The organism is Streptomyces sp. SolWspMP-5a-2, assembly GCF_900091845.1.
Lineage (GTDB): Bacteria > Actinomycetota > Actinomycetes > Streptomycetales > Streptomycetaceae > Streptomyces > Streptomyces doudnae.
Map to the genome: position 1 here is coordinate 1 of NZ_FMCI01000195.1, position 26,100 is coordinate 26,100.

27 protein-coding genes are annotated in these 26,100 nt (G+C 73.6%); 14 read left to right on the forward strand and 13 right to left on the reverse strand.

What is annotated here, in order from left to right; translation table 11 throughout:
• Window positions 1-200: 200 nt before the first annotated feature.
• The 3 genes from GA0115242_RS19620 to GA0115242_RS19630 form a co-directional block, all read right to left on the reverse strand.
• Window positions 201-827, reverse strand: coding sequence for a cytochrome b/b6 domain-containing protein (locus tag GA0115242_RS19620; RefSeq protein ID WP_093830232.1), 627 nt, complete (start codon window positions 825-827; stop codon window positions 201-203).
• Window positions 811-1,536 carry a molybdopterin-dependent oxidoreductase gene (locus tag GA0115242_RS19625; protein ID WP_093830234.1) on the reverse strand — a complete coding sequence of 242 codons (726 nt, stop codon included), beginning with the start codon at window positions 1,534-1,536 and terminating at the stop codon, window positions 811-813. Before GA0115242_RS19625 ends, GA0115242_RS19620 begins: the two co-directional genes overlap by 17 nt.
• Before the next feature lie 93 nt (window positions 1,537-1,629).
• Window positions 1,630-2,580, reverse strand: a complete 951-nt coding sequence (locus GA0115242_RS19630) for a hypothetical protein (RefSeq protein ID WP_093830236.1) — start codon at window positions 2,578-2,580, stop codon at window positions 1,630-1,632.
• Between the two features lie 404 nt (window positions 2,581-2,984).
• On the opposite strand from GA0115242_RS19630, the gene GA0115242_RS19635 reads away from it, so the two are divergent.
• From GA0115242_RS19635 to GA0115242_RS19665, 7 genes are all read left to right on the forward strand, one after another.
• Window positions 2,985-3,878, forward strand: a complete 894-nt coding sequence (locus GA0115242_RS19635) for a DMT family transporter (protein WP_093830238.1) — start codon at window positions 2,985-2,987, stop codon at window positions 3,876-3,878.
• 86 nt (window positions 3,879-3,964) lie between these two features.
• Complete coding sequence (locus GA0115242_RS19640; RefSeq protein WP_093830240.1) at window positions 3,965-4,537, forward strand: NUDIX hydrolase; 573 nt, start codon at window positions 3,965-3,967, stop codon at window positions 4,535-4,537.
• Window positions 4,534-4,926 carry a YidH family protein gene (locus GA0115242_RS19645; RefSeq protein ID WP_093830242.1) on the forward strand — a complete coding sequence of 131 codons (393 nt, stop codon included), beginning with the start codon at window positions 4,534-4,536 and terminating at the stop codon, window positions 4,924-4,926. Before GA0115242_RS19640 ends, GA0115242_RS19645 begins: the two co-directional genes overlap by 4 nt.
• Before the next feature lie 3 nt (window positions 4,927-4,929).
• Window positions 4,930-5,274 (forward strand): DUF202 domain-containing protein, encoded by a 345-nt coding sequence (locus tag GA0115242_RS19650; RefSeq protein ID WP_093830244.1) that lies wholly within the window; start codon window positions 4,930-4,932, stop codon window positions 5,272-5,274.
• Window positions 5,275-5,406: 132 nt separating this feature from the next.
• Window positions 5,407-5,706 (forward strand): hypothetical protein, encoded by a 300-nt coding sequence (locus tag GA0115242_RS19655; RefSeq protein WP_093830246.1) that lies wholly within the window; start codon window positions 5,407-5,409, stop codon window positions 5,704-5,706.
• Window positions 5,707-5,865: 159 nt separating this feature from the next.
• A complete protein-coding gene (locus GA0115242_RS19660; protein ID WP_093830248.1) occupies window positions 5,866-6,888 on the forward strand; it encodes a phosphotransferase family protein in 1,023 nt (340 codons plus the stop codon).
• Window positions 6,889-6,893: 5 nt separating this feature from the next.
• On the forward strand, window positions 6,894-8,108 hold the full coding sequence (locus GA0115242_RS19665) for an acyl-CoA dehydrogenase family protein (RefSeq protein ID WP_093830250.1): 1,215 nt from the start codon (window positions 6,894-6,896) through the stop codon (window positions 8,106-8,108).
• 11 nt (window positions 8,109-8,119) lie between these two features.
• On the opposite strand, the gene GA0115242_RS19670 is transcribed toward GA0115242_RS19665, so the two are convergent.
• Genes GA0115242_RS19670 through GA0115242_RS19680 form a run of 3 tightly spaced genes read right to left on the reverse strand, consistent with a single transcriptional unit; the run spans window position 8,120 to window position 11,188 of the window.
• Complete coding sequence (locus tag GA0115242_RS19670; protein WP_093830252.1) at window positions 8,120-8,713, reverse strand: TetR/AcrR family transcriptional regulator; 594 nt, start codon at window positions 8,711-8,713, stop codon at window positions 8,120-8,122.
• 37 nt (window positions 8,714-8,750) lie between these two features.
• Window positions 8,751-10,418, reverse strand: coding sequence for a class I adenylate-forming enzyme family protein (locus GA0115242_RS19675; protein ID WP_093830254.1), 1,668 nt, complete (start codon window positions 10,416-10,418; stop codon window positions 8,751-8,753).
• Window positions 10,415-11,188 carry an SDR family oxidoreductase gene (locus GA0115242_RS19680; protein ID WP_093830256.1) on the reverse strand — a complete coding sequence of 258 codons (774 nt, stop codon included), beginning with the start codon at window positions 11,186-11,188 and terminating at the stop codon, window positions 10,415-10,417. The genes GA0115242_RS19675 and GA0115242_RS19680 overlap by 4 nt, the downstream gene beginning before the upstream one ends.
• 153 nt (window positions 11,189-11,341) lie before the next feature.
• Here GA0115242_RS19680 and GA0115242_RS19685 point away from each other — a divergent pair, with 153 nt between their 5' ends.
• Both GA0115242_RS19685 and GA0115242_RS19690 read left to right on the forward strand, forming a co-directional pair.
• A complete protein-coding gene (locus GA0115242_RS19685) occupies window positions 11,342-12,580 on the forward strand; it encodes an exo-beta-N-acetylmuramidase NamZ family protein (RefSeq protein WP_093830258.1) in 1,239 nt (412 codons plus the stop codon).
• Between the two features lie 81 nt (window positions 12,581-12,661).
• Entirely contained in the window at window positions 12,662-13,999 is a 1,338-nt protein-coding gene (locus GA0115242_RS19690) for a serine-threonine protein kinase (protein WP_093830260.1), read from the forward strand.
• A gap of 16 nt (window positions 14,000-14,015) precedes the next feature.
• On the opposite strand, the gene GA0115242_RS19695 is transcribed toward GA0115242_RS19690, so the two are convergent.
• Entirely contained in the window at window positions 14,016-16,802 is a 2,787-nt protein-coding gene (locus tag GA0115242_RS19695; RefSeq protein WP_093830262.1) for a penicillin acylase family protein, read from the reverse strand.
• Between the two features lie 221 nt (window positions 16,803-17,023).
• On the opposite strand from GA0115242_RS19695, the gene GA0115242_RS19705 reads away from it, so the two are divergent.
• Window positions 17,024-17,629: a hypothetical protein gene (locus GA0115242_RS19705; protein ID WP_093830266.1), complete on the forward strand. Its 606-nt coding sequence runs from the start codon at window positions 17,024-17,026 to the stop codon at window positions 17,627-17,629.
• 70 nt (window positions 17,630-17,699) lie between these two features.
• Here the strand turns inward: GA0115242_RS19705 and soxR are convergent, their stop codons facing one another.
• Complete coding sequence (gene soxR / locus GA0115242_RS19710; protein ID WP_093830268.1) at window positions 17,700-18,212, reverse strand: redox-sensitive transcriptional activator SoxR; 513 nt, start codon at window positions 18,210-18,212, stop codon at window positions 17,700-17,702.
• 116 nt (window positions 18,213-18,328) lie between these two features.
• Here soxR and GA0115242_RS19715 point away from each other — a divergent pair, with 116 nt between their 5' ends.
• Window positions 18,329-18,790 (forward strand): MaoC family dehydratase, encoded by a 462-nt coding sequence (locus GA0115242_RS19715; RefSeq protein WP_093830270.1) that lies wholly within the window; start codon window positions 18,329-18,331, stop codon window positions 18,788-18,790.
• 46 nt (window positions 18,791-18,836) lie between these two features.
• Here GA0115242_RS19715 and GA0115242_RS19720 read toward each other — a convergent pair whose 3' ends face one another.
• From GA0115242_RS19720 to GA0115242_RS19730, 3 genes are all read right to left on the reverse strand, one after another.
• Window positions 18,837-19,472 carry a TetR/AcrR family transcriptional regulator gene (locus GA0115242_RS19720; protein ID WP_093830272.1) on the reverse strand — a complete coding sequence of 212 codons (636 nt, stop codon included), beginning with the start codon at window positions 19,470-19,472 and terminating at the stop codon, window positions 18,837-18,839.
• Between the two features lie 111 nt (window positions 19,473-19,583).
• Window positions 19,584-19,832, reverse strand: coding sequence for a YiaA/YiaB family inner membrane protein (locus GA0115242_RS19725; protein WP_093830274.1), 249 nt, complete (start codon window positions 19,830-19,832; stop codon window positions 19,584-19,586).
• Window positions 19,833-19,892: 60 nt separating this feature from the next.
• Entirely contained in the window at window positions 19,893-21,044 is a 1,152-nt protein-coding gene (locus GA0115242_RS19730; RefSeq protein ID WP_093830276.1) for an acyl-CoA dehydrogenase family protein, read from the reverse strand.
• Between the two features lie 74 nt (window positions 21,045-21,118).
• Between GA0115242_RS19730 and GA0115242_RS19735 the strand changes: the two genes are divergently transcribed.
• The 3 genes from GA0115242_RS19735 (at window position 21,119) to GA0115242_RS19745 (ending at window position 23,814) form a co-directional block, all read left to right on the forward strand.
• Window positions 21,119-21,760, forward strand: a complete 642-nt coding sequence (locus GA0115242_RS19735) for a TetR/AcrR family transcriptional regulator (protein WP_093830278.1) — start codon at window positions 21,119-21,121, stop codon at window positions 21,758-21,760.
• Window positions 21,761-21,818: 58 nt separating this feature from the next.
• Window positions 21,819-22,532 carry an ArsR/SmtB family transcription factor gene (locus GA0115242_RS19740; protein ID WP_093830280.1) on the forward strand — a complete coding sequence of 238 codons (714 nt, stop codon included), beginning with the start codon at window positions 21,819-21,821 and terminating at the stop codon, window positions 22,530-22,532.
• Window positions 22,533-22,839: 307 nt separating this feature from the next.
• Window positions 22,840-23,814: a DMT family transporter gene (locus tag GA0115242_RS19745; RefSeq protein ID WP_093830282.1), complete on the forward strand. Its 975-nt coding sequence runs from the start codon at window positions 22,840-22,842 to the stop codon at window positions 23,812-23,814.
• Window positions 23,815-23,824: 10 nt separating this feature from the next.
• Here the strand turns inward: GA0115242_RS19745 and GA0115242_RS19750 are convergent, their stop codons facing one another.
• Both GA0115242_RS19750 and GA0115242_RS19755 read right to left on the reverse strand, forming a co-directional pair.
• Entirely contained in the window at window positions 23,825-24,907 is a 1,083-nt protein-coding gene (locus GA0115242_RS19750) for a Zn-dependent alcohol dehydrogenase (protein WP_093830284.1), read from the reverse strand.
• An 11-nt stretch (window positions 24,908-24,918) separates the two neighbouring features.
• A partial coding sequence (locus GA0115242_RS19755; protein WP_093830286.1) for an aldehyde dehydrogenase family protein occupies window positions 24,919-26,100 on the reverse strand: 1,182 nt, incomplete at its 5' end.

Genomic DNA, 26,100 nt, shown 5'->3' on the forward strand with positions numbered 1-26,100 from the left:
ACCAGGCCCCCGGCGCGGGCCACCGCACCCGCCCACCAGGCCCCCGGGCGCGGGCCACCGCACCCGCCCACCAGGCCCCCCGGGCGCGGGCCACCGCACCCGCCCCACCAGGCCCCCCGGGCGCGGGCCACCGCACCCGCGTCACCAGCTCCCCTCCCCCGCCGAGCCGTACGCGTCGTCCTCCCGTGGCGGAGCCCCCCTCACGGGCGCCAGAGCGGGTGTTCGCGTTCCGCCCAGCTGCGGGTCACCGTTCCGGTGCGCAGGCCCCTGCGGGCCTCCGGGTCGCCGAGGGCCATGCCGATGTGCCCGGCCACCACGACGCCGACGGTGAGGGCCAGCCAGTCGTGGACGAAGGTCGCGCTGGTGCGCCAGACGATCGGGGTGAGGTGGGTGAACCACATCAGCAGTCCGGTGCCCAGCATCACCAGGGTCGCCCCGGCGATCCAAGCCGCGTACAGCTTCTGGCCCGCGTTGAACTTGGCGGCGGGGCGGGCGGAGCGGCGCCGGTCCCGGCGCAGGGCGGCCCGCAGCCAGACCCTGTCGTGCGGGCCGAAGCGGTTGAGGTGGCCGAGGTCGGCGCGGAGCGCGCGGGAGGCGAGGCCCGCCAGCAGGGGCACCGGCAGGGCGAGCCCGGCCCACTCGTGGACCCTGACCACCAGGTCGCGGCGGCCGACGAGTTCGGCGAACTCGGGGACGTAGAGGCAGGCGGCCGTCACCACGCACACGCCCATCAGCGCGGCGGTCGCGCGGTGCACCAGGCGCTGGACCGGACCGAACCGGCGGACCTCGGTGGCGGGCGGGGTGGCCGCCTCAGTCCGTGGGGACATCGTCACGTCCGTTCGAGCGGCCGACCCAGGCGTCGACGTCGTAGCCCCGGTCCTCCCAGTAGCCGGGCCGCACCTTCTCGGTGACGGTGATGCCGGAGAGCCACTTGGCCGACTTGTAGAAGTACATCGGCGCGACGTAGAGGCGGGCCGGGCCGCCGTGTTCGTGGCCGAGGTCGTGGTCCTGCATGCGCAGCGCGACCAGGACGTCGGCGCGGCGGGCCTGGTCGAGGGTGAGGCTCTCGCTGTAGGCGCCGTCGAAGCAGGTGAAGCGGACGGCGCCGGCCGAGGGGTGGACCCCGGCCGCGTCGAGGAGGCGGGAGAGCCGCACGCCTTCGAAGGGGGTGCCGGGCACCCGCCAGCCGGTGACGCACTGGACGTCCCTGACCAGCCGGGTCTGCGGCAGGGCGCGCAGGTCGGCGAGGGTGTAGCGGGCGGGCCGCCGCACGAGTCCGCCGACGGTGAGGCGGTAGTCGGTGGCGCTCCTGCGGGGCACCGAGGTGGTGACGGAGTAGTAGCGGAAGCCGCCGCCGTTGGGCAGCAGCCCGGTCAGGCCGGTGGGGTCCTTGTCGGCGGCGGCGCCGAGGAACCCCTCCAGGGTGCGCTGGAGGACGGGGGCGCTCGCCACGCCGAGGGCGCCGAGGCCCAGGGTGCCGAGCAGGACCCGGCGGCCGATCGGGGTGCCCGGGTCCTCGGGTGGTTCAGCGTTCACACGCCCATTCGAGCACCCCGCGCCCGGTCCGGGCCAGGTGTCGCACGCGGCCGTAAGGGATTCATGGGGAACTCCTGACCCGGGGGTGCGCGCTCAGGCCCTGCCGAGGGCGGCGGCGCGCGCGGTGCGGAAGGCGGTGAGCGGGTCGCGGTCCGGGTAGGACCAGGGGGCCGCGGTGAGGTGCTCGCCGATCCGGTGGAAGAGGGCGGCGGCCTCGGCGCCCCGGCCCTCGCAGACCTTGGCGTGGGCGAGGAAGTTCAGGTCGAGGAGGCGGCGCGGGTGCCCCTCGTGCTCCCATTCGAGCCACCAGTCGAAGGCGGCCTTCATCACCTGGCGGGCGCGTCCCCCGGCCCAGTGCCGGGAGCCGACGGGGTCGGCCGGCTCGTGTCCGGCGAGGGCCAGCGCGCGGTAGCGCTCGGCGTGCGCGACGACCGGCAGGATCGCCAGCGGGGAGTCCGCGGGGGCCTGCTCGGCGGCCCAGGTCGCGAAGTCGTAGACCTCGTGGAGCGGGTCGGGTCCGGTCTCGGCGCGGCGGGCGGCGAGGTGGGCGACCATCAGGTGGTGGGCGTGGTGGTGGTCGGCGTACCTGGCCCGTATCTCGTGGAAGATCCGTTCGGTGCCCTCGGGGGTGCCCTGGGCGCGCTCCAGCAGGAGCAGGCCGATCCAGGGGGTGGGGTCGGCCGGCATCCGGGCGGTGGCGGCGCGGCAGGTGTCGCGGGCGTGGTGCGGCTCGGCCCTGCCGCGCAGTGCCTGGTGGGTCAGGGCGAGGCCGAGCAGGACGGCGGCGTCGCCCGAGCCCGGTTCGGTGAGCAGCCAGTCGCGGGCCCAGGCGGCGGTGTACTGCTCGCGGGCGAGGACGGTGACGCGGTGGCACCTGCGGTCCCAGTCGTCGCCGGTGTGCACGAGCAGGGAGCGCGCGGACTGCCAGCGCCCCTGGGCCAGGGAGGCCCGGACGGCGGCGAGTTCGGCGTCGTCGAGCGCCTCGTCGAGGGACCGGGCGGCGCGCTCGCGGGACCGGCCCAGGGGTGGCGGAGGTGGTGACACCGCGGGAACTTCCTCACGCGACGCGGCTCTGCGGCAGGGTTTCGGACTGCCGTCGACTGATCACGCACAGCAAACCCCCAGCCAACGGTCCGCGTCAAGTACAGGAACGCTGCTGTACGGTTCAACTACCGTCACGGAAGCGGCACTTGTGGTTCACAGCCCTCTCACATCCCGGACGTTCCGGCGATCCCTCCAGGTCACCCGTGTGGCGTACGCCATGGCGCCGTCCGCGCGAACCCCTCACCATGACAAAACGGTCATGTCATCGCCGGTGTCCCCACCGCGCGGACCGACCGCGTCAGCACCCGGTATCCGGGTACTCCCAGGGCAGCGACCGCCCGGGAACGCTACAGTCGGCCACTACGCACCCCGTGGCCCGGCCGAATGTGATCGAGGTACGCAGCGTGTCGGTTCTGGTTCTTGTTCTCGCCGTGAGCGCTGCCTGCTGCCTTGGCTTCGGGTTCGTGCTCCAGCAGAACGCGGCCCAGCGCGCCCCGCTCGGCGACTTCCTCTCCCCGCGCCTGCTCCTCGACCTCATGAAGGTGCCGCGCTGGCTCGGCGGCATCGCCCTGATGGTGGCCGGCATGGTGCTCGGCGCGATCGCCCTCGGCCGGGGCGAGATCTCCCTCGTCGAACCGCTGCTCGCCACCAACCTCCTCTTCGCCCTCGCCCTCTCCCGCAGACAGACCCGGCAGCCGCTGGGCCGCCAGGGCTGGGCGGGGCTCGCGCTGCTCGCGGGCGGGGTGACGACGTTCATCCTGGCCGGTGAGCCACGCGGCGGGCACGCCGTGACCGACCCGGTGCGGCACTGGCTGATCATCGGCGTGATGGTCGGCGTCGCCCTGCTGCTGACCTGGTACGCCAAGCGCTCCCGGCTCAGCGCGGGCCCGTCCCTGCTGGCCCTGGCCGCCGGGCTGCTCTACGGCGTCCAGGACGCGCTGACCCGGGTCAGCGGCCAGCGCTTCGCCGCGGGCGGCCTCACCGAGGTGCTCACCGGCTGGCAGCCGTACGCCGTGCTGGTGCTCGGCGTCACCGGCCTGATCCTGGTGCAGAGCGCGTTCGAGACGGCGCCGCTGCGGATGTCGCTGCCCGCGCTCACCGCCGCCCAGCCGCTGGCCGGGATCATCTGCGGGGTCGGCTTCCTCGGCGACCGGCTGCGCACCGACACCGGGGCGCTGGCCTGGCAGGCGGCCGGGCTCGCCGCGATCGTCACGGGCATCGTCCTGCTCGGCATGCACCCGGCGATGCCGCGCGGCTCGGGCGAGCCGGAACGCGTCCGCGACCTCCAGCCCCGCTGAGGCCCGCCCGGACCTGGGCCCGGGGCGCCGCCGTCCCGCGGACGTCCGCCCGTGCCGTCCCGGGGGCGTCCTGCTTGGATGGGGACATGACCCCGACATCCGAGCCGCCCGCCGAGGGCGCCCCGAGCCCGGCCGACGAGATCCTCGACGTCGTCGACGAGCACGACCGGGTGGTGGGGCGGGCCCCGCGCGGCGAGGTGTACGCGAAGGGCCTGCGCCACCGCTGCGTCTTCGTCCAGGCCCGTGACGCCGAGGGCCGCGTCTTCGTCCACCGCCGCACCCCGACCAAGCTGGTCTTCCCGTCCCTGTACGACATGTTCGTCGGCGGGGTGGTCGGCGCGGGCGAGTCGTACGCGTCCGCCGCGCTGCGCGAGGCCGAGGAGGAACTCGGCGTCACCGGCCTGCCCGCGCCGCGCTTCCTCTTCAGCTTCCTGTACGAGGACGGCGCCGGGAACTCCTGGTGGTCGGCCGTCCACGAGGTCCGCTGCGCGCTGCCGGTCAGCCCCCAGGTGGAGGAGGTCGCCTGGCACGACTTCCTCACCGACGCGGAGCTGGAGCGGCGGCTGCCCGACTGGGAGTGGGTGCCGGACGGACTGGCCGCGTACCGGCGGCTGCGCGCGTTCCGCGCCGAGGACCCCGCCGCCGGGTCGCCGGCGTGACCGGGTTCGCCCGCAACCTGCGGCTCTGGTTCGCCCCCGAGCGGATCCGCGACGAGGGCCGCACCCCCGACTACCGGTTCTCGCTGGCCAACGAGCGCACCTTCCTCGCCTGGCTGCGCACCGCGCTGGCGCTCATCGGCGGCGGTTTCGCGGTGGACCAGTTCCTGCCCGACCTGCGCTGGGGCTGGCGGGTGGGACTCGCCCTCGCGCTGCTCGCGGCGGGTGTGCTCTGCTCGCTGCGCGCGGTCAACCACTGGGTGCGCTGCGAACGCGCCATGCGCAGGGGCGAGGACCTGCCGGTCTCCCGGTTCCCGGCGCTGCTCGGCGTGGTCGTCGCGGTCGTCGCCGTCGCGATGGTCGTGGTGGTGCTGGTCGGCTGGGAGGGGTGAGGGGTGGACGCCCCCGCGGACGGCGCTCCCGGGCCGGGCGCGCGGCCCCGTGACCCCGGGCTGCAACCGGAGCGGACCCGGCTCGCCTGGCGCCGCACCACCCTGTCGAGCACCGTCGCCGCCGTCCTCGCGGTCCGGACGGTGCTGCACGACGCCCCCACCGCCACCGGCACCGTCGCCGGTGTCCTGTGCGGGGCGCTCTGGCTGGCCTTCCTCACCCTGGCGCACCGCAGGATCCGCGCCCTCGCGGCGGGCGGCACCCCACCGGCCCTGACCCCCCGGCACGCGGCGGCGGCGGTGCTGTGCACGGTGGCCCTGGCGGTGTGCGCGGCGGCACTGGTGCTGTAGCGGTGGTGGCTCGCGGCGTGGGCCGGTCGGGGCGCCACGTGACGGAGATGCCTGGATATGTCACGATTTCGTGACAGCCTGAGTCGGTCGTCACCCCCGTCTCCCCTCCCCCGCACAACGAAGGTGAGCGTCATGACCACCACCCCCCACCAGGAACACGTCTCCCACGAGCACCGGCACGGGCCCGGCTGCGGGCACACCGAGGTGCCGCACGGGGACCACGTCGACTACGCGCACGACGGGCACCTGCACCGCGAGCACGGCGGCCACTGGGACGAGTGCGAGACCGCCGGGCACACCACGCACGCGGGGCACGAGCACCGGCACGGCGAGGGCTGCGGGCATCAGGGAGTCCGCCACGGCGACCACGTCGACTACCTGCACGACGGGCACCGGCACGCGGCCCACGACGGGCACTGGGACGACCACTGACGGTCCCCCACACGGAGTGACGACGGCCTCTCGCCCGACCGGGCGGGGGGCCGTCGTCGGCTCGTGGTGCGGATCACGTTCCCCGCTGCCACTGGACGACATACCGACCGGTCGGCATCATGGGGCGGGATCTGTCCGCACGCCCGCGAAGGAGCACCGATGAGCCCCGACCACCCGCCAGGTCTCGACCCCGTCCGGCTGCGCGGACTGCTCGACCGCGAGCGTCCCGGCCTGGTGCGGGGCCCGCTCACCGGCCGGCTGATCGAGGGCGGACGGTCGAACCTCACCTACACGGTCTCCGACGGCGCCTCGACCTGGGTCGTGCGCCGCCCGCCGCTGGGCCATGTGCTGGCCACCGCGCACGACATGAAGCGCGAGCACCGGGTGATCAGCGCCCTGCACCCGACCGAGGTGCCGGTGCCGCGACCGGTGCTGCTGTGCGAGGACGAGGAGGTGCTCGGGGCGCCGTTCTACGTCATGGAGTTCGTCGAGGGCACCCCGTACCGCACCGCCGAGCAGCTCGCCCCGCTGGGCGCCGACCGCACCAGGGACGCGGTGCTGTCGCTGGTGGACACGCTGGTCGGCCTGCACGCGGTGGACCCGGCCGAGGTGGGGCTCGCCGACTTCGGCCGCCCCGAGGGCTTCCTCGACCGTCAACTGCGCCGGTGGGGCAAGCAGTTGGACGCCTCCCGCAACCGCGAGCTGGCCGGTGTCGACGAGCTGCACGCCACCCTCGGGCGACGGCTGCCCGTCTCCCCCGCGCCCGCCGTGGTGCACGGCGACTTCCGGCTCGACAACGTCCTGATCGGGGACGGCGACCGGATCACGGCCGTCCTCGACTGGGAGATGTCCACCCTCGGCGACCCGCTCACCGACCTGGGCCTGCTGGTGATGTACAGCATCCCGCTGGAGCTGCCCGGCTCCCCCATCTCCACCACCGCGACGGCCGCCGGGCATCCGGCACCGGCCGAGCTGGTCGAACGGTACGCGGCGCGCTCCGGGCGGGACGTCTCCGCGATCGCCTGGTACACGGCGTTCGCCTGGTTCAAGCTCGCCGTGATCCTGGAGGGCATCCACTACCGCTACACCCTGGGCCAGACCGTCGGCGGCGGCTTCGACCGCATCGGCGACCTGGTTCCCGTCTTCATCGAGCACGGCCTGACCACTCTGCAGGAAGGCTGACCGCCATGCACTTCGCCTACGACGCACGCACCGAGGAGCTGCGCGGCAGGCTGCTCGCCTTCATGGACGAGCACGTCCACCCGGCCGAGGAGGTCGCGGAGCGGCAGCGGGCCGCCCTCGCCTCGCCGTGGGACACCCCGGCGGTGGTCGGCGAGCTGAAGGTCGAGGCCCGCAGGCAGGGCCTGTGGAACCTGTTCCTGCCGGACAGCGCGTACGGCGCCGGGCTCACCAACCTCCAGTACGCGCCGCTCGCCGAGATCACCGGCCGCTCCCCGCACCTGGCGCCGACCGCGACCAACTGCGCGGCGCCGGACACCGGGAACATGGAGGTGCTCGCCCAGTTCGGCGACGAGCGGCAGCGCAAGCAGTGGCTGGAGCCGCTGCTCGCGGGCGAGATCCGCTCGGCGTTCGCGATGACCGAGCCCGAGGTGGCCTCCTCGGACGCCACGAACATCACCACGCACATCGCGCGCGAGGGCGACGAGTACGTCATCACCGGCCGCAAGTGGTACATCTCCGGGGCGATGAACCCGGACTGCCGGATCTTCATCGTGATGGGCAAGACCGACCCGGACGGCGCCGACCCGCGCCGCCAGCAGTCCATGGTGCTGGTGCCGCGCGACACCCCGGGCGTCACCGTGGAGCGGGCCATGCGGGTCTTCGGCTACGAGGACCACGCGCACGGCGGGCACGCCGAGGTCGTCTTCGACCACGTCCGGGTCCCGGTGTCGAACCTGATCGGCGAGGAGGGCGGCGGCTTCGCCATCGCGCAGGCCAGGCTCGGTCCCGGCCGCATCCACCACTGCATGCGGCTGATCGGCATCGCCGAGCGGGCCATCGAGCTGATGTGCAGGCGGGCGGTGTCCAGGACCGCGTTCGGCAAGGAGCTGGCCCGCCAGGGCGTGGTGCAGAACTGGATCGCGGACGCGCGGGTCGCCGTCGAGCAGCTGCGGCTGCTGGTGCTGAAGACGGCCTGGATGATGGACACCGTCGGCAACCGGGGCGCGCACACCGAGATCCAGGCCATCAAGATCGCCACGCCCCGCACGGTGGTGTCCATCCTGGACCGGGCGATCCAGCTGCACGGCGCGGGCGGGGTCAGCCAGGACTTCCCGCTGGCCGAGCTGTACGCGAGCGCCCGCACCCTGATGCTGGCGGACGGCCCGGACGAGGTGCACCAGCGGTCGCTGGCCCGCCGGGAGCTGAAGAAGTACGCCTGAGCGCGGACGCGTCAGGGCCTGAGGGCCCGCAGGAGGAGGTCGGCCAGGTGGTCGGCCACCTCCTGGGGGCTCATCGGGCCGCCGGGCCGGTACCAGGTGGACAGGTGGTGGACGGACCCGAAGTGGTAGTCCACCACCAGGTCGGCCGGGGTCGCGGTGGAGAAGACGCCGGTGCGCTGGCCCTCCTCGACCAGCGCCCGGAACCGCTCGTGGTAGCGGCGGCGCTCGGCGCGCACCTGCTTGTTGCGCTCCGGGCTGAGGTGGTGCATCGACCGGAAGAAGATCGACGCGTCGTCGAGGTTCTCGATCGTGGTGACGACGACGTCGGCGGCGGCCCCGCGCAGCCGCTCCTCGACCGGCTCGTCGGCGTCCGCGAAGGCGTCGAGGCGCTCCATCTGGACCCGCAGCACCCGGGCGTAGACCTCCTGGAGGAGATCGTCCTTGGAGCCGAAGTAGTGGTAGAGCGCGCCCTTGGTGACTCCGGCCGCCTCCACGATCTCCTGCACGGAGGTGCGGTCGTAGCCCTGCTCGGCGAAGAGCCGGGTGGCGGCGGCCAGCAGCCGCTGCGGGACGGGGGTACCGTCCGGGTCCGTCGTCCTTGGCACTGAACCGCCACCTGTCTTCCGAGCCTGCTGCCTGGTGCTACGCGCCGTCCCGCGTACGGGAACGCAGTTCCCGACGGAGGATCTTGCCACTCGCCGTCTTCGGCAGGTCGGTCAGGATCTCGACCTGCCGGGGGTACTTGTAGGCGGCCAGTCTCTCCTTGCAGTACGCCGCGAGTTCGGCCGGGTCCGTGTCGGCGTCCGGACGCAGGCTGATGTACGCCTTGACGGTCTCCCCGCGATACCCGTCGGGCACCCCGACGACGGCCGCCTCGCGCACCGCCGGATGGGTGTGCAGGACGTCCTCGACCTCGCGCGGCCACACCTTGAAGCCGGACGCGTTGATCATGTCCTTCTTGCGGTCGACGACGTACAGCCAGCCCTGCGCGTCCATGAACCCGATGTCACCGGTGCGCAGTTCGCCGCCGGGGAAGGTCTCGGCGGTGGCGTCGGGCCGCCGCCAGTAGCCGGGCACCACCTGCGGCCCGCGCACCACGATCTCGCCCTGGGCGCCGAACGGGACCTCGTCGCCCCGGTCGTCGAGGATCCGCACGACGGTCTCGGGGCCCGGCACGCCCACCGCGAGGGTGCCCGAGGCCGGGTCGACGGGGGCTTCGAGGCCGGGCGGGACGGAGGCGCAGGGGGCGGTGCACTCGGTGAGGCCGTAGCCGTTGCGGATGTAGGGCCCGAACCCGGCGCGGAACTTCTCGACGAGCGCGGGCGGCAGCGGGGCCCCGCCCGAGGAGATCACGGTGAACGAGGAGAAGTGGTCGGGGACGGCCGCCGGGTGGGCGGCGAGCGCCATGAAGGCGGTGGAGGGGCCGACCGTGAAGTGCGGGCGGTGCTCGGCGAACGCGTCCAGGACGACGCCCGCCTCGAACCGGTGGGTCAGCACCAGGGTGCCCGCGCTGGCCAGGCAGGCGGCCAGTTGGCAGACCATGCCGGTGATGTGGAACAGCGGCGCGAGCGCGTAGTAGACGGGCGGGTCGGGCAGGCCGAGGCCGGTGCGCTGCCGCTCGGCGTTGTACATGATGTTGTGGTGCGTGTTGGTGGCGCCCTTGGGGGTGCCGCTGGTGCCGGAGGTGTAGCTGATCAGCGCGAGGCCGTCACCGCCGGTGGCGCGGTCGGCTGGTGCCGGGTGGCCGGCCAGCGCGACCCGGGCGAGGTCGTCGGCGTCGGGGGCCTCCGGGAGCCGTTCGAAGCCGAGCACCCGGGTGTCGTCGCGGGTCTGGAAGTCCCGTTCGCAGCCGGTCAGGGCGATCCGCACCGGCGATCCGGCGGCGGCCTCCCGCAGATAGCCGTCCCAGGCCCGGTCCGAGCAGATCAGCGCGGCGGCCTCGGCGTCCCGCAGCACGTGCCCGACCTCACCCGCCTTGTACATGGGGTTGACGGGGACGACGACCGCGCCCGCCTTCCAGGCGCCGAGCAGGGCGAGCACGAACAGCGGGGAGTTCTGGAGCATGACGGCCACCCGGTCGCCGCGTTCGAGGCCGCGTGCGGCGAGGTGCCCGGCGACCGAGTCGCTCAGCGTGTCGGCCTCGCGGTAGGTGAGGCGGCCGTCGAAGTAGGTGAGGAAGACCCGGTCGGGGGCCTCGGCGACGACCCGGCGCAGCGCGTGGACCAGCGAGTCGTCGGGGGATATCGGGGCCCGCTGGGCGTCGGTGAGCAGGGCCGTCCAGGGCTTGTCGGCGTAGTGGGAGGCGGTCACCTGACCTCCTCCCAGGTGCGCTGGAGGTGGTTCATGGTGTCGAGCCAGCGGTCGGTGTCGCCGGCCCGGTTGGTGTAGTACCCGGCGACCTCGGGGTGCGGGAGGATCAGGAAGCGGTCCTCCTCGATGCCCTTGAAGAGGGCGTCGGCGACGTCCGCCGGGTCGATCGCGGTCGGCTGGAGGACCAGGTCGCCGGCGCTGCCGGTGGAGGCGAGCATGTCGGTGCGCACGCCCTGCGGGCAGATGGCGTGCACCTTCAGACCGCGGTGGCGGTAGGTCAGGGACAGCCATTCGGCGAAGGCCAGGGCGCCGTGCTTGGTGACGCTGTAGGAGGGGGCGCCGATCATGGTGAGCAGTCCGGCGGCGGAGACGGTGGAGACGAACCGGCCCGTGCCCCGTTCGAGCCAGGCGGGCAGCAGTTCGTGGGCGGCCCGGACGTGCGCCATCAGGTTGACGTCCCAGGAGGCGGCCCAGGTCCGCTCGTCGAAGGGCTGGTCGGGTCCGGCGTCCTCGAAGGCGACGCCCGCGTTGGCGCAGTAGACGTCGATGACGCCGTCCAGCGCGTCGCGGGCGGCGGGGACGACGGTGGACGCGTCGCCGGGGACGGCGGTCGCGCCGATCTCGGCGGCGACGGCCGCGGCCCGGTCGGCGTCCAGGTCGTTGACGACGACTCTGGCCCCCTCGGCGGCGAACCTCCGGGCGAGCGCGGCGCCGATCCCGCCACCGGCTCCCGTGACCACCACACCAGCACCCTGCACGGATCCCACCATCAATCTCCTTCGACCGCGGCTGTCTGCCGGGCCAGACTAACCGGTCGGTATGTCGGGCGGAAGGAGGTGCGCGGGGGCCGGGCGCGGTGGTGCGACAGGCCGGGGGCGGTCGGGGGCTGTCCGGGGGCGGCCGCGGCTTCTACGGTGCCCCCCATGCGCCTCTCCCGACGTACCGTCCTCAGCGCGTCCACCGTCCTCCCGCTGGCCGCGGCCCGTCCCGCGCTCGCCGCGGGCCGCCGCCGCGAGCCCTTCCGCACCGGTTTCGAGAACCTCGCCGCGTCCGGCTACGCGGCGCTGCGCGGCCGCCGGGTCGGCGTCGTCACCAACCCGACCGGGGTCACCCGGGACGTGCGCCACATCGTCGACGTGATGCACGCGGACCGGCGGGTCGACCTGGTCGCCGTCTTCGGTCCCGAGCACGGCTTCCGCGGCACCGCCCAGGCGGGCGGCTCGGAGGGGCGGCACGAGGACCCGGCGACCGGGCTGCCGGTCTACGACACCTACACGGTCAGCGGGCGCGCGCTGGCGGACGTCTTCACCGCCTCCGGCGTCGACACGGTCGTCTTCGACATCCAGGACGTGGGGGCCCGCTTCTACACCTACGTGTGGACGCTCTACGACTGCATGGAGGCGGCCGCGCTGGCGGGCCTGCGCTTCGTGGTGCTCGACCGGCCCAACCCGCTGACCGGGCGGGCGGCCCAGGGCCCGGTCCTGCACCGGGAGTTCGCGAGCTTCGTCGGCAGGCAGCCGATCGCGCAGGCGCACGGCATGACCGTCGCGGAGCTGGCGCGGCTCTTCGACGGCGAGTTCCTGGCCGCGCCGGTGCCGCTGACGACGGTGGCGATGAGCGGCTGGCGGCGCGACGACTTCTACGACGCGACCGGGCTGCCCTGGGTGCCGCCGAGCCCGAACATGCCGACCCCCGACACGGCCCTCGTCTACCCGGGGACCTGCCTCTTCGAGGGCACCAACCTGTCTGAGGGGCGGGGCACCACCCGCCCGTTCGAACTCGTCGGCGCGCCCGGGATCGACGGGCGCTGGGCCGCCGCCGTCGAGCGGCTGCGGCTGCCCGGCGCGCACTTCAGGGAGGCGTACTTCGCGCCGGCGTTCTCCAAGTTCCAGGGCACCACGGTCGGCGGTGTGCAGATCCATGTGCACGACCGGGCCGTCTACGACCCGGTGCGCACCGGGATCGCGCTGCTGGTGACGGCCCGGCGGGTGTGGGACGGGTTCGCCTGGCGCTCCGACGACTGGATCGACAGGCTCACCGGGTCGGCCCGGGTGCGCACGATGATCGACGCGGGCGCGGACACCGACGAGGTGGTGGAGGGCTGGCGGGACGAGCTGGCGGCCTTCCGGCGCGTCCGCCGGGAACATCTCCTGTACGGATGAGCGGATCCGGCTGGCCTTTGTCGCCGTGCGGCGGGACGATACGCGCACATCACCGCACTTCGGGGGACGAAGGAGCCCGTCATGGCAGATCCTGGGATGAGCGTGGAACCGTACTGGGAACTGACCTTCGACGCGGACGGCGACGTGGACGGGCCCGAACGGGACAGGCTGCTGGCCGGGGTGACGAGACGTCAGGTGCGGGACCTGATCGTCTTCGCGCACGGCTGGAACAACGACCGCGCGGGCGCGACCGCGTTGTACCGCGACTTCTACGCGCCGGTCCCCCGCCTCGCCCCCGGCGGGGCGATCGGGTACGTGGGGGTGATCTGGCCGTCGATGCTGTTCTGCGACGAGCGGGTCCCGAGGTCCGCTCCCCCGGCCGCCGCTCCCCCGGCGCACGCGTCCGCGCTGGACGAGGAGACCCGGCACGCGCTCCTGGAGACCTTCCCCGGCAAGGCGCCGCTGATCGGGCGGATCTCCCTGATCCTGGAACAACGGCACTCCCAGGACGCGGAGTTCGCCGAGTTCGGGCGGCTGGTGCGGGAGCTGGTCGAGGTGGTGCCCGGCGGGCCGCAGCCGCTGTTCGCCGCCGACACGCTGGCGGAGGGGGTGCCGCAGAGCGAGCCGGTGCTGCTGACCGGGGACACGGCCACGGTCTGCGGGGAGTTCGCGCAGGCCCTCGCGGGTCTGGCCGGGAGCGGCTCACCCGGCGTCCCCGGCCCGGCGGCGGAGGGGTTCGCGCCACCGAACCCGTGGGACGGCGCCCGTGAACTCCTGCGGCAGGCCACGTACTACGCGATGAAGCGGCGGGCGGGGACCGTCGGCGAGCGCGGACTCGGGCCGGTGGTGGGGCAGTTGGCGGCACGGGCGCCGGGGCTGCGGGTGCATCTGGTCGGACACAGCTTCGGCGGGCGGCTGGTGTCGTTCGCGCTGGGCGGGCTGGCCGAGGGGGTGCGCGCGGTGAAGTCGGTGACGCTGCTCCAAGGGGCCTTCTCGCACTACGCGTTCGCCGCGCGGCTGCCGTTCGACGCGCGGGCCGGGGGGATGCTCCAGGGCCAGCAGAAGCGGATCGACGGGCCGTTGGTGTGCTGCCACTCGCGCTTCGACACCGCGCTCGGCACCCTGTATCCGCTGGCGTCCCGGATGGCGGGCGAGGACGAGTCGTTCCTCGGCGTCGACATCGGGCGGCGGCTCGGCCCCCAGTGGGGCGCGATGGGCCACGACGGGGTGCAGGCGGTGCCCGGCACGGTGGGACTCGACCTGGCCGGGGCACTGCGCGGACCGCTGCCGACGGCGGGCTGCGTGAACGTCGACGTCTCGGAGGTGGTGCGCAGGGGCGGCCCGCCGTGCGGGGCGCACAGCGACATCGTGCACCCGGAGCTGGCCCGGCTGGTGCTGGCGGCGGGCCGGATCGGCTGACCCGCCGCCAGGGACGTCACCGGTGCGAGGTGTACTCCACCACCTGCTGGAAGGTGGGCCGGTTCTGCCAGCTGATCTTGCCGTGCTTGATGCCGCCCAGGGTGCGCTGGACGATGGAGTCGGCGCACCACTGGTCGCCCGCCGAGCACTGGTCGTCGCCCGGGTAGACCTGGGCGGCGGTCTGGCCCGCGGCCGTCTTCAGGGTGGAGATCAGCAGGTCGCGGCAGGCGGTGAGGCTGCCCGCGCCGCAGTACTTCTGCGGCAGCGCGCCCTGCACGGTCTCACCGAGCACGGAGCGGATGTCCTTGTCGACGTAGCTCCACCAGCCGTACTGGAAGGAGCTTCCGGCGTGCGCGCCGGTCGGGCCGTGGGCGGCCGAGGGCGACTCGTCGATCGGCAGGTTGGCGGTGATCGCGGTGTACAGGCCGGTGCCGAGACCTGGCTGGAACTCGGCCTTGACCAGCAGCGGCCACCAGGCGTCCAGGATGCGGACGGCGTCGGCGTTGGCGTAGGTCTTCGAACCCGCCGAGGTCTCGGTGCGCCGGGCGCCCGCGGTGATCCAGGTCTGGAGCTTGGTCACCGCGGCGGCGGCCGTGGTGTCGGTCACCGTCGAACTGGTGACGACCTTGAGCAGTTCGGGCAGCACGTCCTCGGCGCGCAGGTCGGCGAGGGCGGCGTCGGCCATGGCCTTCACCAGCGAGGCGCGGGTCACCCCGCCTGCCGCGACCAGCTTCTTGACCCGGTCCTCCAGCAGGTTGCCGCGGTGCACGGACCCGTCGCCCCAGGACGCGGTCGAGTAGTCGAGGGCCTGTTTGTTGTTCCAGGAGATGTAGTAGTCCTGGTCGATGGAGTTGGGGTGGGCCGAGGGCGCCGTGTAGTCGGCCGTGTTGGTGCCGGGGACCCAGTTCCTCCACTCGTAGGCGGACTGCGCCCAGACCGGGAACTCGGGGTCGGTGCCGGCCGCCCTGACCGGGTTGTCGCCGCTGTTGTAGTAGGCGGTGTGCTGGGAGTCGGCGTAGAACCAGTTGAAGGTGTAGTTGATGTGCTGCACCGCGCTCTGGAAGGTCTGCGGACTCGTCACGTAGCCGGGGTCGTTGAGCATCTGGAAGCCGATGATGGAGTCGGCCTCGTGCAGGTAGGAGGAGCGCAGGGTGGTGTAGGCGACCTTCTTGCCGCCGACCGTGGCCCGGTACTCGACGGGTCCGTACTTGGTGCGCCAGACCCGCATGGTGTACGAACCGGCGGCGGTGGAGTCGGCGGTCGTCGGCTTCCAGGCGTTCTTCTGTTCGATCTTGTCCATGGCCGTGCAGGTGCCGTGGTACAGGTAGTGGTAGTCGTCCTGGCACAGCTCGACGGCGTAGGTGTCGATGATGTCCTGGCCCGAGGTGGTCGCCGACCACGAGAAGTCCTGGCCCCGGCCGAGTTCGACGTACAGGCTCAGCCCGGCGAAGGACGCGCCCCGGGCGCTGAGGCCGGGTCCCTGGATCTCCTGGAGCATGAGGAGCTGCGGCGCGAAGTAGCCGGTCTGCGGTCCGAAGACGGCGACGGGGTGGCCGCTCGCGGTGGCCTTGCCGCTCACCACGAGGGCGTTGGACATGCCGCGCCTGGCGGAGGAGACGGCGGTGGCGGCGGCCGTGGTGGAGGCGCCGGTCGCGGTGGTGGTGGCGGCGGCTCCGGTGCGGTCGTAGACCAGGGGTTCCTGGGTCACCGAACCGGCGTCGGGCAGCGCCTGGCCGAGGGCGTTGGCGGGCTTGGTGGCGTACGGGAAGCTCTTGCCGTCGTGGACGGTGAGGACGGCCTCGGGGTCGTTGCGCTCACGGAACGACTCCCAGACCTTGGTGCCCTGTTCGAGCCCGTACTGGGACTGCGCGGCGAGCAGCGAGAGGGCGTTGTTGACCTCGCCGCCGCCGCCCGAGCCGAACAGCGCGCCGATCACGGAGGCCAGCGCGACCAGGTCGGTGATCTTGAAGTGGTCGATGGTGCCCGCGTTGGTGATGGAGTCCTTGTGGCCGGTGAGGACGTACTCGCCGGGGAAGTAGCGCCCGCTGTCGGAGGCGTCGATGTAGGCGTTGACGCCCGCCAGGTAGGCGTTGGCGTCGGCCAGGGCCTGCTGGCCCCGGGCGCCCGCGCCGGCGACGGCGTTGTCGATCTGCGCCTGGAGGTCGGCCTCGCTGTAGGGGGCGTTGCGCCAGAACTCCTGTTCAAGGCCCTGGTTGGAGGGGGCGCCGCCGGCGAAGGTGGTCAGCTGGCCGCGTCCGACGTGCCGGAAGACGTCCATCAGCCAGAGCCGGTCCTCGGCCGCCGCGTACCCGGCGCCGTACTCGGTGCCGTACCGGGTGGTGCCGGTGATGTGCGGGATGCCGGCCTTCTTGTCCCGGACGATCGTGACGTCGGTGCGTCCGCCGGGGTTCTCGGTGGAGGCCACCTGGTCGGAGGGGACCCCGAACGAGGCGTCGTTGAAGAAGGTGTTGATCTTCGCGTCGGTGAGGGCGGAGTAGCCCGTGGCCAGGTTGGCGTAGGGGCCGAGCTGGTCCTCGGCGTGGGCGGGCTGGGTGCCGAACGCCTGGTTGAGGAGGATCTGGGCGAGGGTGGCGTTGCCGTTCTCGCCGGGCGGCAGGATGTCGGAGCACTGTCCGCCGCAGTAGTCGTTGGAGGCCGTGACCTGCTCGGCGGCCACCGCTTGGGAAAGCGGAGACAAAAGTCCGGCAATCAGGATGCATATGGCGGTGCTCTTCAGGAACCCGGGGAATCCGCGGGGAGTTCTCAGTCTGTCGAGAACGTTGCGTGGGGTACGCCGTGCCATGGCAGCTCCTACCGACGAGGGTGGGCCGGGACGTTACCGCCGGTATCCCCGGGATTGAAGATGAACATGCGTCACTTTTTGGAGTCGGGGCAACGGCTTATGGAGGGCATCGGAAATCGGATGGAGCCGAATCGCTTGTCGACACGTCTATTCGGCGACGTCCGTACGAAGACGCCGAAGTGACCGAAGTGCAGGTGCAGGTGTGACGGAGGTGCAGGGCGATGGCCGGTTTCCGGAGTCTGGCGAGACAGGTCCGAGATCCACGGAGCGATCTGGCACTGCGGCGCTACTCGCTGCGCAAGTGCCTGGAGCGGTTCGCTCCCTACGGACACAGGGCGACCTGGGACCACTTGTGTTCCCGGGCCGGGTTCGGTGCTGAGGACCGATCCCCCGATCCGGTGCGGCTCGTGGCCGCACTGGAGGAGCTGGAAGAGGCGCGTTCGGTGTGGCTGGCCTACGAGGTCGACTTCGCCGAGCGGCGCAAGAAGGAGAAGCACGACGGGCTGCGCAGGCCCGGCACGGTCGACGACTGGCATCGGCTGACCTGGGGCGGCTTCGGGGTCGCCTGGTGCGACGACCCGCGGGTCCACCCCCGCGCACCGCTGGCCGAGGTGCTGCGCCTGCTGATCTCCGCCCTGGAGCGCGACCCGGACGCCGGGTGCCCGGTCTGCGGCGGAGCCCGGCTGATCTGGAAGTACGACCTGGACCACGAGCCGTCGACCGGTCCGGTCTGCACCCACTGCGGAATTCTCGTTCCACGGCCCGTGCTCACGCCCGAGGCCCTGGCTGACGCACGGCGCGGAAGGCTGCTGGTCTCGGTGGCCTGAGCTGGGCGGGGGTGCGCCGGGGATGCCGCACCCCCTGCAACACCGGCGCCGTTCGCCGTCCACCGGCTCCCTAACGGTGGCCGGGCTCCGTGCCGTTCTCCGGGGCCCCGGTGCCGCGGGCCGCCGCGCCGCGCTCCACCAGCAGGCGGGAACCGGACCGCCGTTCACCGAAGACGTCGTCCGGGTTGGACAGCACGCAGGTGTCGAGCGACAGGCAGCCGCAGCCGATGCAGTCGGTGAGGTGGTCGCGCAGCCGGTTGAGCTGGCTGATGCGCTCGTCCAGTTCGGAGCGCCAGGCCGCCGACAGCCGCGCCCAGTCCTCCCGGGTCGGGGTGCGCTCCTCGGGCAGTTCGGCGAGCGCCTCGCGGATCGTGGCCAGCGGGATGCCGACCCGCTGCGCGGCCCGCACGAACGCCACCCGGCGCAGCGCGTCCCGGTGGTAGCGGCGCTGGTTGCCGCTGGTGCGGCGGCTGCTGATCAGACCCTTGGACTCGTAGAAGTGCAGTGCGGAGACGGCCGCCCCGCTGCGTGCGGCGAGCTGGCCGACCGTGAGTTCGTGGATCTTCTCGGGAATCTGGGGCACTCCCCGGAGCCTACCCATCGCGGCGGCTCGCGGGTCCGTTGACATCGGTTTCCCGCCCGACCATGCTAAGCAGTCGCTTAGAGATGGCACACGGAGACAGGCAGGGAGGCCGGGACATGGCAGAGCCGAGGACGTTCGCGTCCGCCGACGAGCTGAGGGCGGCGGTCGGCGAGCAGTTGGGGTACACCGACTGGGTGGAGGTCGACCAGAAGCGGATCGACCTGTTCGCGGAGGCCACCGGTGACCACCAGTGGATCCACGTGGACCCGGAGAAGGCCGCCGCGGGGCCGTTCGGCACGACCATCGCGCACGGCTATCTGACCCTCTCGCTGCTGCCCCTGTTCGGGCCCCAGCTCCTCGCCGTCGAGGGCGTGCGGATGGGCGTCAACTACGGCACGAACAAGGTGCGTTTCCCGGCCCCGGTGCCGGTCGGCTCGCGGCTGCGCGCGACGGCCCGGATCAACGGCGTCGAGGACGTGACCGGCGGCGTCCAGGTCACCGTCGGCTTCACGGTGGAGCGCGAGGGCGGCGAGAAGCCGGTCTGCGTGGCGGAGTCGGTGTCCCGCTACTACGTCTAGGGCCGTGACCGGGAAGGTTCGCCGGTGAACCTCTCTGGTCAGGCCACTAGGGCGTCGCCGGGGCGGCCCCGACCATCCGCAGCACGAGGTCGGCGTAGAGGGCGCCGACCTCGTCCGGGGTGCGCGGGCCCTCGACGTTGAACCAGCGGGCGACGTCGATGCAGAGGGAGAGGATCGCGAGGGTGCTGCCCTGCACGTCGGGGACGTCGAAGTCGCCCGCGGCCACGCCCTCCTCGACGATCCCGCGGACCTCCGCGTCGACCTGCCGGCGCAGCGCCAGGATCTCGGCGCGGGCGTCGGGCCCGAGCGCGTCGAGTTCGTACTGCACGACCCGGGCGGTGGTGCGCCGCCCCGCGTGCCAGCGGACGAAGGAGCGGACGGCCTCGGCGAGCCGCTCGGAAGGGCTGCCCTCGGCGCGGGCCGCGGTGCGCAGGATGTCCAGCGCCCGGTCGTGCCCGATCCGGCTGATGCGGTGGAGCAGCTCTTCCTTGGTCTTGTAGTGGATGTAGAGCGCGGCCGGGCTCATGCCCGCGCGGCCCGCGATGTCCCGGGTCGTGGTGGCGTGGTAGCCCCGCTCGGCGAAGGCCTCCACCGCGGCGACGAGCAGGCGCCTGGCCGCGTCAGGGGTGACCTGCTCCCACGGCTCGACCTCGCCGCCGGTCGTCTCCTGCGCCGTACTCATCGCTCGCCTGCCCCTCTCGCCGACATCCGCCCCACCATACCGCCGAAGGTGAGCGCTCGCTTAGTGTGCCGGTCGGGAGCCGCCGGGGACAGGACACCGGCCGGGCGCGGCTCAGAACTTCTCGAAGGGACCGTGCGGGTGGGGCGCGGCGGCCTCCTGGCGGTCCCTGATCACCTTGGCGAGGGTGAAGGCGGAGGTGACCAGGTAGAGGACGGCGATGGCGAGGAAGGCGCGCACCCACGCGTCGGCGTCCAGCCGGAAGATGCCGAGCGCGGTCGCGGCCATGGCGACGGAGAAGGAGGCGACGGCCTGTCCGTAGAAGGCCGCCGTGTTCTGCTGCTTGCCCGAGGTGTCAGTCATGCGCACAGGATCGGGCGGCCGGGGCGCGCGGGACATCCGCCGGGCTACTCAGACGGCTACTCAGAACGCCGAGACGCCGGTCAGGGCGCGGCCGATGAGCAGCTTCTGGATCTGGCTCGTGCCCTCGTAGAGGGTCATCACGCGGGCGTCCCGCAGCAGCTTGCCGACCGGGTACTCGTCGATGTAGCCGTAGCCGCCGAAGACCTGGAGCGCGTTGTTCGCGGCCCGCACGGCGGCCTCCGAGGCGAACAGCTTGGCCTTGGAGGACTCGACGGCGAACGGCTCGCCGCGGTCGACGAGGTCGGCGACCCGCCAGGTCAGCAGCCGGGCCGCGTCCACGTCGACGGCGATGTCGCTGATCAGCTCCTGCACCAGTTGGTGGCGGGCGATGGGCTTGCCGAACTGCTCGCGCTCGCCCGCGTACCGCACGGCCGCGTCCAGGGCGGCCTGGGCGATGCCGACGCACCCCGCGGCGACCGACATCCGGCCCTTGGCCAGCGCCGACATGGCGACCGAGAAGCCCTTGCCCTCCTCGCCGAGCAGCGCGGAGGCCGGGACCCGCACGCCCTCAAACACCAGTTCGGCGGTGGCCTGGCCGCGCAGCCCGAGCTTGCCGTGCAGGGTGCGGCGGGTCAGGCCCGGGGTGTCGGCCGGGACGAGGAAGGCGGAGACGCCCTTGTGGCCCGGGGCGTCGGTGGAGCGGGCGAACAGCAGGACGACGTCGGCCCAGGTGCCGTTGGTGATGAAGGTCTTGGTGCCGTCGATGACGAAGGTGTCGCCGTCGCGGACCGCCCGGGTGGTGAGGCTGCCCGCGTCGGAGCCGGTGCCGGGTTCGGTGAGGCCGAAGCAGCCGACGTACGCGCCGGAGGTGAGCCCCGGCAGCCAGCGCCGCCGCTGCTCCTCGTCGCCCCAGGCGGCGACGGACTTGGCGACCAGCCCGAGGGAGACCGAGACGATGCCGCGCACGGAGGAGTCGCCGCGGCCCAGCTCCTCGGTGACCAGGCAGTACGCGAGGTGGTCGCCGCCGGAGCCGCCGTACTCCTCGTCGATCGTGAGGCCGAGGAAGCCGACCTCGCCGAGCTTCTTCACGATGGCCCGGTCGACCTCCTCGGCCCGGTCCCAGTCGGTGGCGTGCGGGGTGATCTCCCGGGCCACGAAGTCGCGGGCGAGCCGCCGTACGGCGCTCTGCTCCTCGCTGAGCTCCAGGTTCATGCCGAGTCACCCCACAGAGACGTGCCCTTTAATTAGCACTGCTAGTTTCCAGTCGCAGCCCTACTATGTGCGCCATGGCCCGACCGCGCAAGCCCCTCCTCAGCACCGACCGCATCGTCGCGACGGCGCGCGCGCTGGTGGACGCGGAGGGGCTCGCGGCCGTCTCCACCCGCCGCCTCGCCGCCGAACTGGGCGTCAGCGGGCCCTCCCTCTACAACCACTTCCGCACCAAGGACGAGATCCTGGAGGCGGTCGCCGACTCGGTGAGCGCCCAGGTCGACCTGTCGATGTTCGAGGACGGCAGGCAGTGGCGGACCGCGCTGCACGACTGGGCGGTCTCCTACCGGTCCGCGCTGCGCGACCACCCGAACATCGTGCCGGTGCTGGCCCGCGGCCCCGGCCGCAGACCGGCCGCGCTGCGGCTGGCCGACGCGGTCTACGGCGCGATGGTCGACGCGGGCTGGCCGCCCGCCCAGGCCACCTCGATCGGCGCGCTGATGCGGTACTTCATCATGGGCTCCGCGCTCGGCTCGTTCGCCGGGGGCTTCGTGGACGACCAGAGCGCCTACGACCCCGCCGACTACCCCCACCTCGGCCAGGCCCACCTCCTCGCCGACCAGCAGGAGAAGATCGACGAGCGGGCCTTCGAGACCGGTCTGACGGCGCTGCTCGACGGCCTCGCGCAGCAGTACGCGCGGCTGGTCCGGGAGCCCTGAGCGGCCCGCCCGGGACGGTTCGGTCCCGGCCGAAGTTTCCCGGGCGCATGCTGGGGACATGACCACCCCCAGGGACCCCCGGGCGGCCCGGCTGGCCCATCTCGCCGCGCTCGTCGCCGACGGGACGCGCGCCGTCTGCCTGCTCGCGCTGCTGGACGGGCGGGCCTGGACCGCGGGTGAGCTGGCCCGGTACGCGGGCGTCGCGCCGTCCACGCTCACCGGGCATCTGGACCGGCTCGTCACCGGCGGGCTGCTCGCCGAGGAACGCCAGGGCCGCCACCGCTACGTGCGGCTCGCCGGCCCCCGGGCCGCCCAGCTCGTCGAGGAGCTGGCCGCCTGGAGCGGCCCGGCCGACCTGCCCCGGCGGGGCGGACTGCGGGCGGCGACCGCCGACTCCGCGATGGCCCGCGCCCGCACCTGCTACGACCATCTCGCGGGCCGCCTCGGCATCGCGCTGACCGACGCCCTCGCCGACCGGGGCCTGCTGCTGCGGGAGACCGGGTTCGCGCTCACCGGCGCCGGGCTGGAGTGGTTCGCGGCGAACGGGATCGCGCTCGACCCCGGCGGCCGCCGCCCGCTGGCCCGCGCCTGCCTCGACTGGACCGAACGCCGCCCGCACCTCGCGGGAGCGGCCGGGGCCGCGCTCTGCCGGCACGCGCTGGAGACGGGCTGGTGCGCCCGGATCGGCTCGGAACGGGCCGTACGGGTGACGGCGGCCGGGGAGCGGGCCCTGCGCGACCTGCTCGGGGTGCCCCCGGACGCCCTGCGCTGACCGCCGCACGCCGCCGACCCGACCTGACCTGACCGACCTGACCGACCTGACCGACCTGACCGACGCGACCGACGCGACCGACGCGACCGACGCGACCGACGCGACCGACCAGCGTGACCGCTCGACCAGCGGGACGGCCCGACCCGTCCAGCCCGCGTGACCGGCCCAACCGGTCGGGCTTCCCGGGCATCGCCCCCGTCACGCACCCTCCGCGCCCTCCGCGCCCCCGTGCCCTTCACCGCTCGTGGATCCGTGTCGGAAACCCGCGAGACCCTGTCCCCCGCTCCTCCTACGCTCAAGGACCATGATGAACCCCTCCCCCGATCGCAGGACCGAACTGCTCGCGGCCGGTGCCGCCGTGGTCAGCGTCGTGCTGTGGGCCTCCGCCTTCGTGTCGATCAGGAGCGCGGGGGCCGCGTACACCCCCGGCGCGCTGGCCCTCGGGCGGCTGGCCTCCGGCGCGCTGGCCCTGGGCGCGTTCTGCGTGGTGCGCCGGACGGGGTGGCCGCCGCGCGCCGCCTGGCCGGGCATCCTCGTCTCCGGCGTCGTCTGGTTCGGGTTCTACATGGTCGCCCTGAACTGGGCGGAGCAGCGGGTCGACGCCGGGACCGCGGCCCTCGTCGTGAACGTCGGCCCGATCCTCATCGCGCTGCTCGGCAACCGGCTGCTCGGCGACCCGATGCCGCCGCGGCTGCTGGCGGGGATGGCGGTGTCGTTCGCGGGGGCGGTCACCGTGGGGCTGTCGATGTCGGGCGACGGCGGCTCGTCGGTGCTCGGGGTGGTGGTGTGCCTGCTGGCCGCCGTCGCCTACGCGGTCGGCGTCGTCGCGCAGAAGCCCGCCCTGGGCAGCGGGAGCCCGTTGCAGGTGACGGCGTTCGGCTGTCTGGTCGGGGCGGTCGGATGCCTGCCGTTCGCCGGGCAGTTGGCGCGGGAGGTCGGCGAGGCACCCGTGTCGGCCACCCTCAACATGGTGTACCTGGGCGTCTTCCCGACCGCCCTGGCCTTCACCACCTGGGCGTACGCGCTGGCCCGCACGACCGCGGGCCGGATGGGCGCGACGACGTACGCGGTGCCCGCCCTCGTCGTGCTGATGTCGTGGCTGCTGCTCGGCGAGGTGCCGGGCCCGGTGACGCTGGCGGGCGGGCTGCTGTGCCTGGCCGGGGTCGCGGTGTCCAGGTCCCGGCGGCGGGCGCGGGCGGCGGACGTCCCCGCCCGGACGGGCGCCGACGGGCCTCCCCCGCCGGACGGGGAGGCCCGGCTCCCGTCGGGCGGACGGGAGTAGGGTCCCGCGTTCAGAACACCACGAGGGCCCGGCCGCCCTTGCCCGCGAGCATGTTCCCGAAGGCGGCCGGGATGCCGTCCAGGCCGATCCGTTCGGTCACCAGCGCGCCCAGGTCGAGGCGGCCCGCGCGGACGTGTCCGGCGAGGACCGGCAGGTCGCGGGCGGGGTCGGCGTTGCCGTACACGCAGCCCGAGAGGGTGCGGCCCCAGTGGAAGATCTCCAGGGCGTTGAAGGTGACCTGCTGGTCCTTGCCGCCGATGCCGACGACCGTGGTGCGTCCGCCGCGCCGGGTGGAGTCCCAGGCGGCCCTGATGGTCGCGGCGCGGCCGACGCACTCGATCGCCGCGTCCACGCCGGTGCCGCCGGTGAGGGCGCGGATCTCGCGGGCCGTGGTGGCGGACGCGATCAGGTAGTCGGTGGCGCCCGCCGCCCGCGCCAGCTCCTCCTTCGCCGGGGAGACGTCGACGGCGACGATCCGTTCCGCGCCCGCGATCCTGGCCGCCTGGAGCGCCGCGAGACCGACGCCGCCGACGCCGTGCACGGCGACCGTCTCGCCCGCGCGGACCCGGGCGGAGTGGACGACCGCGCCGTAGCCGGTGAGGACGGCGCAGCCGAGCAGGGCCGCGTCGGTCAGCGGGATGCCGTCGGGGAGCGGCAGCAGGCAGTGCGCGGGGACGACGGTCTCCTCGGCGAACGCGGCGACGTTCAGGCCGGGGTGGAGGCCGGAGCCGTCGTCGGCGCGGTGGGCGTACACCTCGGAGGCGCCGTTGAGGGCGTTGGCGCACAGCCAGACCTCGCCGAGCGAGCAGGCGTGGCAACGGCCGCAGGCGGGAGCCCAGTTGAGGACGACCTGGTCGCCGGGGGCGACGCCGGTGACGTCCTCGCCGACGGCGACGACCGTGCCGGCGCCCTCGTGGCCGAGGACCGCGGGGACCGGCACCCGCATGGTGCCGTCGGAGAGGGAGAGGTCGGAGTGGCAGACCCCGGCGGCGGCGAGCCTGACCCGGACCCGGCCGGGGCCCGGATCGGGCAGGGCGATGCCGGTGACCTCCAGCGGGGCGCCGACGGCGGGCAGAACGGCTGCGCGAACCATGGGAACGCTCCTCAGAACTGGAGGGACTTGGTCTGGAGGAACTCGGCGAGGCCGTGCGCGCCGAGTTCCCTGCCCACGCCGGACTGCTTGTGGCCGCCGAAGGGCGCGAGGGGGTTGAAGCGGCCGCCGTTGATGTCGACCTGTCCGGTCTCCATGCGGCGGGCGAAGGCGGCTGCCTCGGCGTCGTCGGCGGCCCAGACCGCCCCGGAGAGGCCGTAGAGGGTGCCGTTGGCGATGCGCAGGGCGTCCTCCTCGTCCTCGTAGCGCAGGATCGTCAGGACCGGGCCGAAGATCTCCTCCTGGGCGACGGTCATCGTGGGCGTGACGTCGGCGAGGACGGTGGGGCTGACGAAGTAGCCGCGCGGGCGCGGGGGTTCGGTGCCGCCCGCGACCAGACGGGCCCCCTCGGCGAGGCCCTTGTCGATGTAACCGAGCACCCTGGCCCGCTGGGTGGCGTTGACCAGCGGGCCGATCCGGTCGCCGTACTTGGCGGCGGCCGTGGCGGCGAGGGTCACCGCCTGCTCGTACTCGTCGCGGTGGACCAGCATCCGGGTCCACGCGCTGCACGTCTGGCCGGAGTTGGACATGACGTTGGCGACGCCGACGTTGACCGCGCGGGCGAGGTCGGCGCCGGGCAGGATCACGTTGGCGGACTTGCCGCCCAGTTCGAGGGCGACCCGCTTCACGGCGGCGCCCGCGAGCGCGCCGACGCGCCGTCCGACGGCGGTGGAACCGGTGAAGGAGACCATGTCGACGCCGGAGTGCTCGGCGAGCGCCTGTCCCGCGACCGGGCCGAGCCCGGTGACCAGGTTGAAGACGCCCGCCGGGAATCCGGCCTCGTGGACGGTCTCGGCGAACAGCTGGGCGACCAGCGGGGTGTCCTCGGCGGGCTTGAGGACGACGGTGCAGCCCGCGGCGAGCGCGGGGGCGGCCTTGGCGACGATCTGGTGCAGCGGGTAGTTCCAGGGCGTGATCGCGCCGACCACGCCGACCGGCTCCAGGAGGACGGTGGAGTTGCCCGTCCGCTCCTCGAAGGCGTGCTGCGCGGCGAGTTCGGCGCAGGTCCCGGCCACGGTGATCGGCAGAGCCGCGTGGACGGACCGCGCGAAGGCGGGCGGTGCGCCGAGTTCGGCGGTGACCGTCTCGACGATCTCGTCCTCGCGGGCGGCCAGCGCGTCGCGCAGCGCGGCGAG

Coding starts and splice junctions, on each gene's coding strand:
- GA0115242_RS19620 (WP_093830232.1), bottom strand. CDS start 827: ATGTCCCCACGGACTGAGGCGGCCACCCCGCCCGCCACCGAGGTCCGC.
- GA0115242_RS19640 (WP_093830240.1), top strand. CDS start 3,965: ATGACCCCGACATCCGAGCCGCCCGCCGAGGGCGCCCCGAGCCCGGCC.
- GA0115242_RS19655 (WP_093830246.1), top strand. CDS start 5,407: ATGACCACCACCCCCCACCAGGAACACGTCTCCCACGAGCACCGGCAC.
- GA0115242_RS19660 (WP_093830248.1), top strand. CDS start 5,866: ATGAGCCCCGACCACCCGCCAGGTCTCGACCCCGTCCGGCTGCGCGGA.
- GA0115242_RS19665 (WP_093830250.1), top strand. CDS start 6,894: ATGCACTTCGCCTACGACGCACGCACCGAGGAGCTGCGCGGCAGGCTG.
- GA0115242_RS19680 (WP_093830256.1), bottom strand. CDS start 11,188: ATGGTGGGATCCGTGCAGGGTGCTGGTGTGGTGGTCACGGGAGCCGGT.
- GA0115242_RS19685 (WP_093830258.1), top strand. CDS start 11,342: ATGCGCCTCTCCCGACGTACCGTCCTCAGCGCGTCCACCGTCCTCCCG.
- GA0115242_RS19690 (WP_093830260.1), top strand. CDS start 12,662: ATGGCAGATCCTGGGATGAGCGTGGAACCGTACTGGGAACTGACCTTC.
- GA0115242_RS19695 (WP_093830262.1), bottom strand. CDS start 16,802: ATGGCACGGCGTACCCCACGCAACGTTCTCGACAGACTGAGAACTCCC.
- GA0115242_RS19705 (WP_093830266.1), top strand. CDS start 17,024: ATGGCCGGTTTCCGGAGTCTGGCGAGACAGGTCCGAGATCCACGGAGC.
- GA0115242_RS19715 (WP_093830270.1), top strand. CDS start 18,329: ATGGCAGAGCCGAGGACGTTCGCGTCCGCCGACGAGCTGAGGGCGGCG.
- GA0115242_RS19720 (WP_093830272.1), bottom strand. CDS start 19,472: ATGAGTACGGCGCAGGAGACGACCGGCGGCGAGGTCGAGCCGTGGGAG.
- GA0115242_RS19725 (WP_093830274.1), bottom strand. CDS start 19,832: ATGACTGACACCTCGGGCAAGCAGCAGAACACGGCGGCCTTCTACGGA.
- GA0115242_RS19730 (WP_093830276.1), bottom strand. CDS start 21,044: ATGAACCTGGAGCTCAGCGAGGAGCAGAGCGCCGTACGGCGGCTCGCC.
- GA0115242_RS19735 (WP_093830278.1), top strand. CDS start 21,119: ATGGCCCGACCGCGCAAGCCCCTCCTCAGCACCGACCGCATCGTCGCG.
- GA0115242_RS19740 (WP_093830280.1), top strand. CDS start 21,819: ATGACCACCCCCAGGGACCCCCGGGCGGCCCGGCTGGCCCATCTCGCC.
- GA0115242_RS19745 (WP_093830282.1), top strand. CDS start 22,840: ATGAACCCCTCCCCCGATCGCAGGACCGAACTGCTCGCGGCCGGTGCC.
- GA0115242_RS19750 (WP_093830284.1), bottom strand. CDS start 24,907: ATGGTTCGCGCAGCCGTTCTGCCCGCCGTCGGCGCCCCGCTGGAGGTC.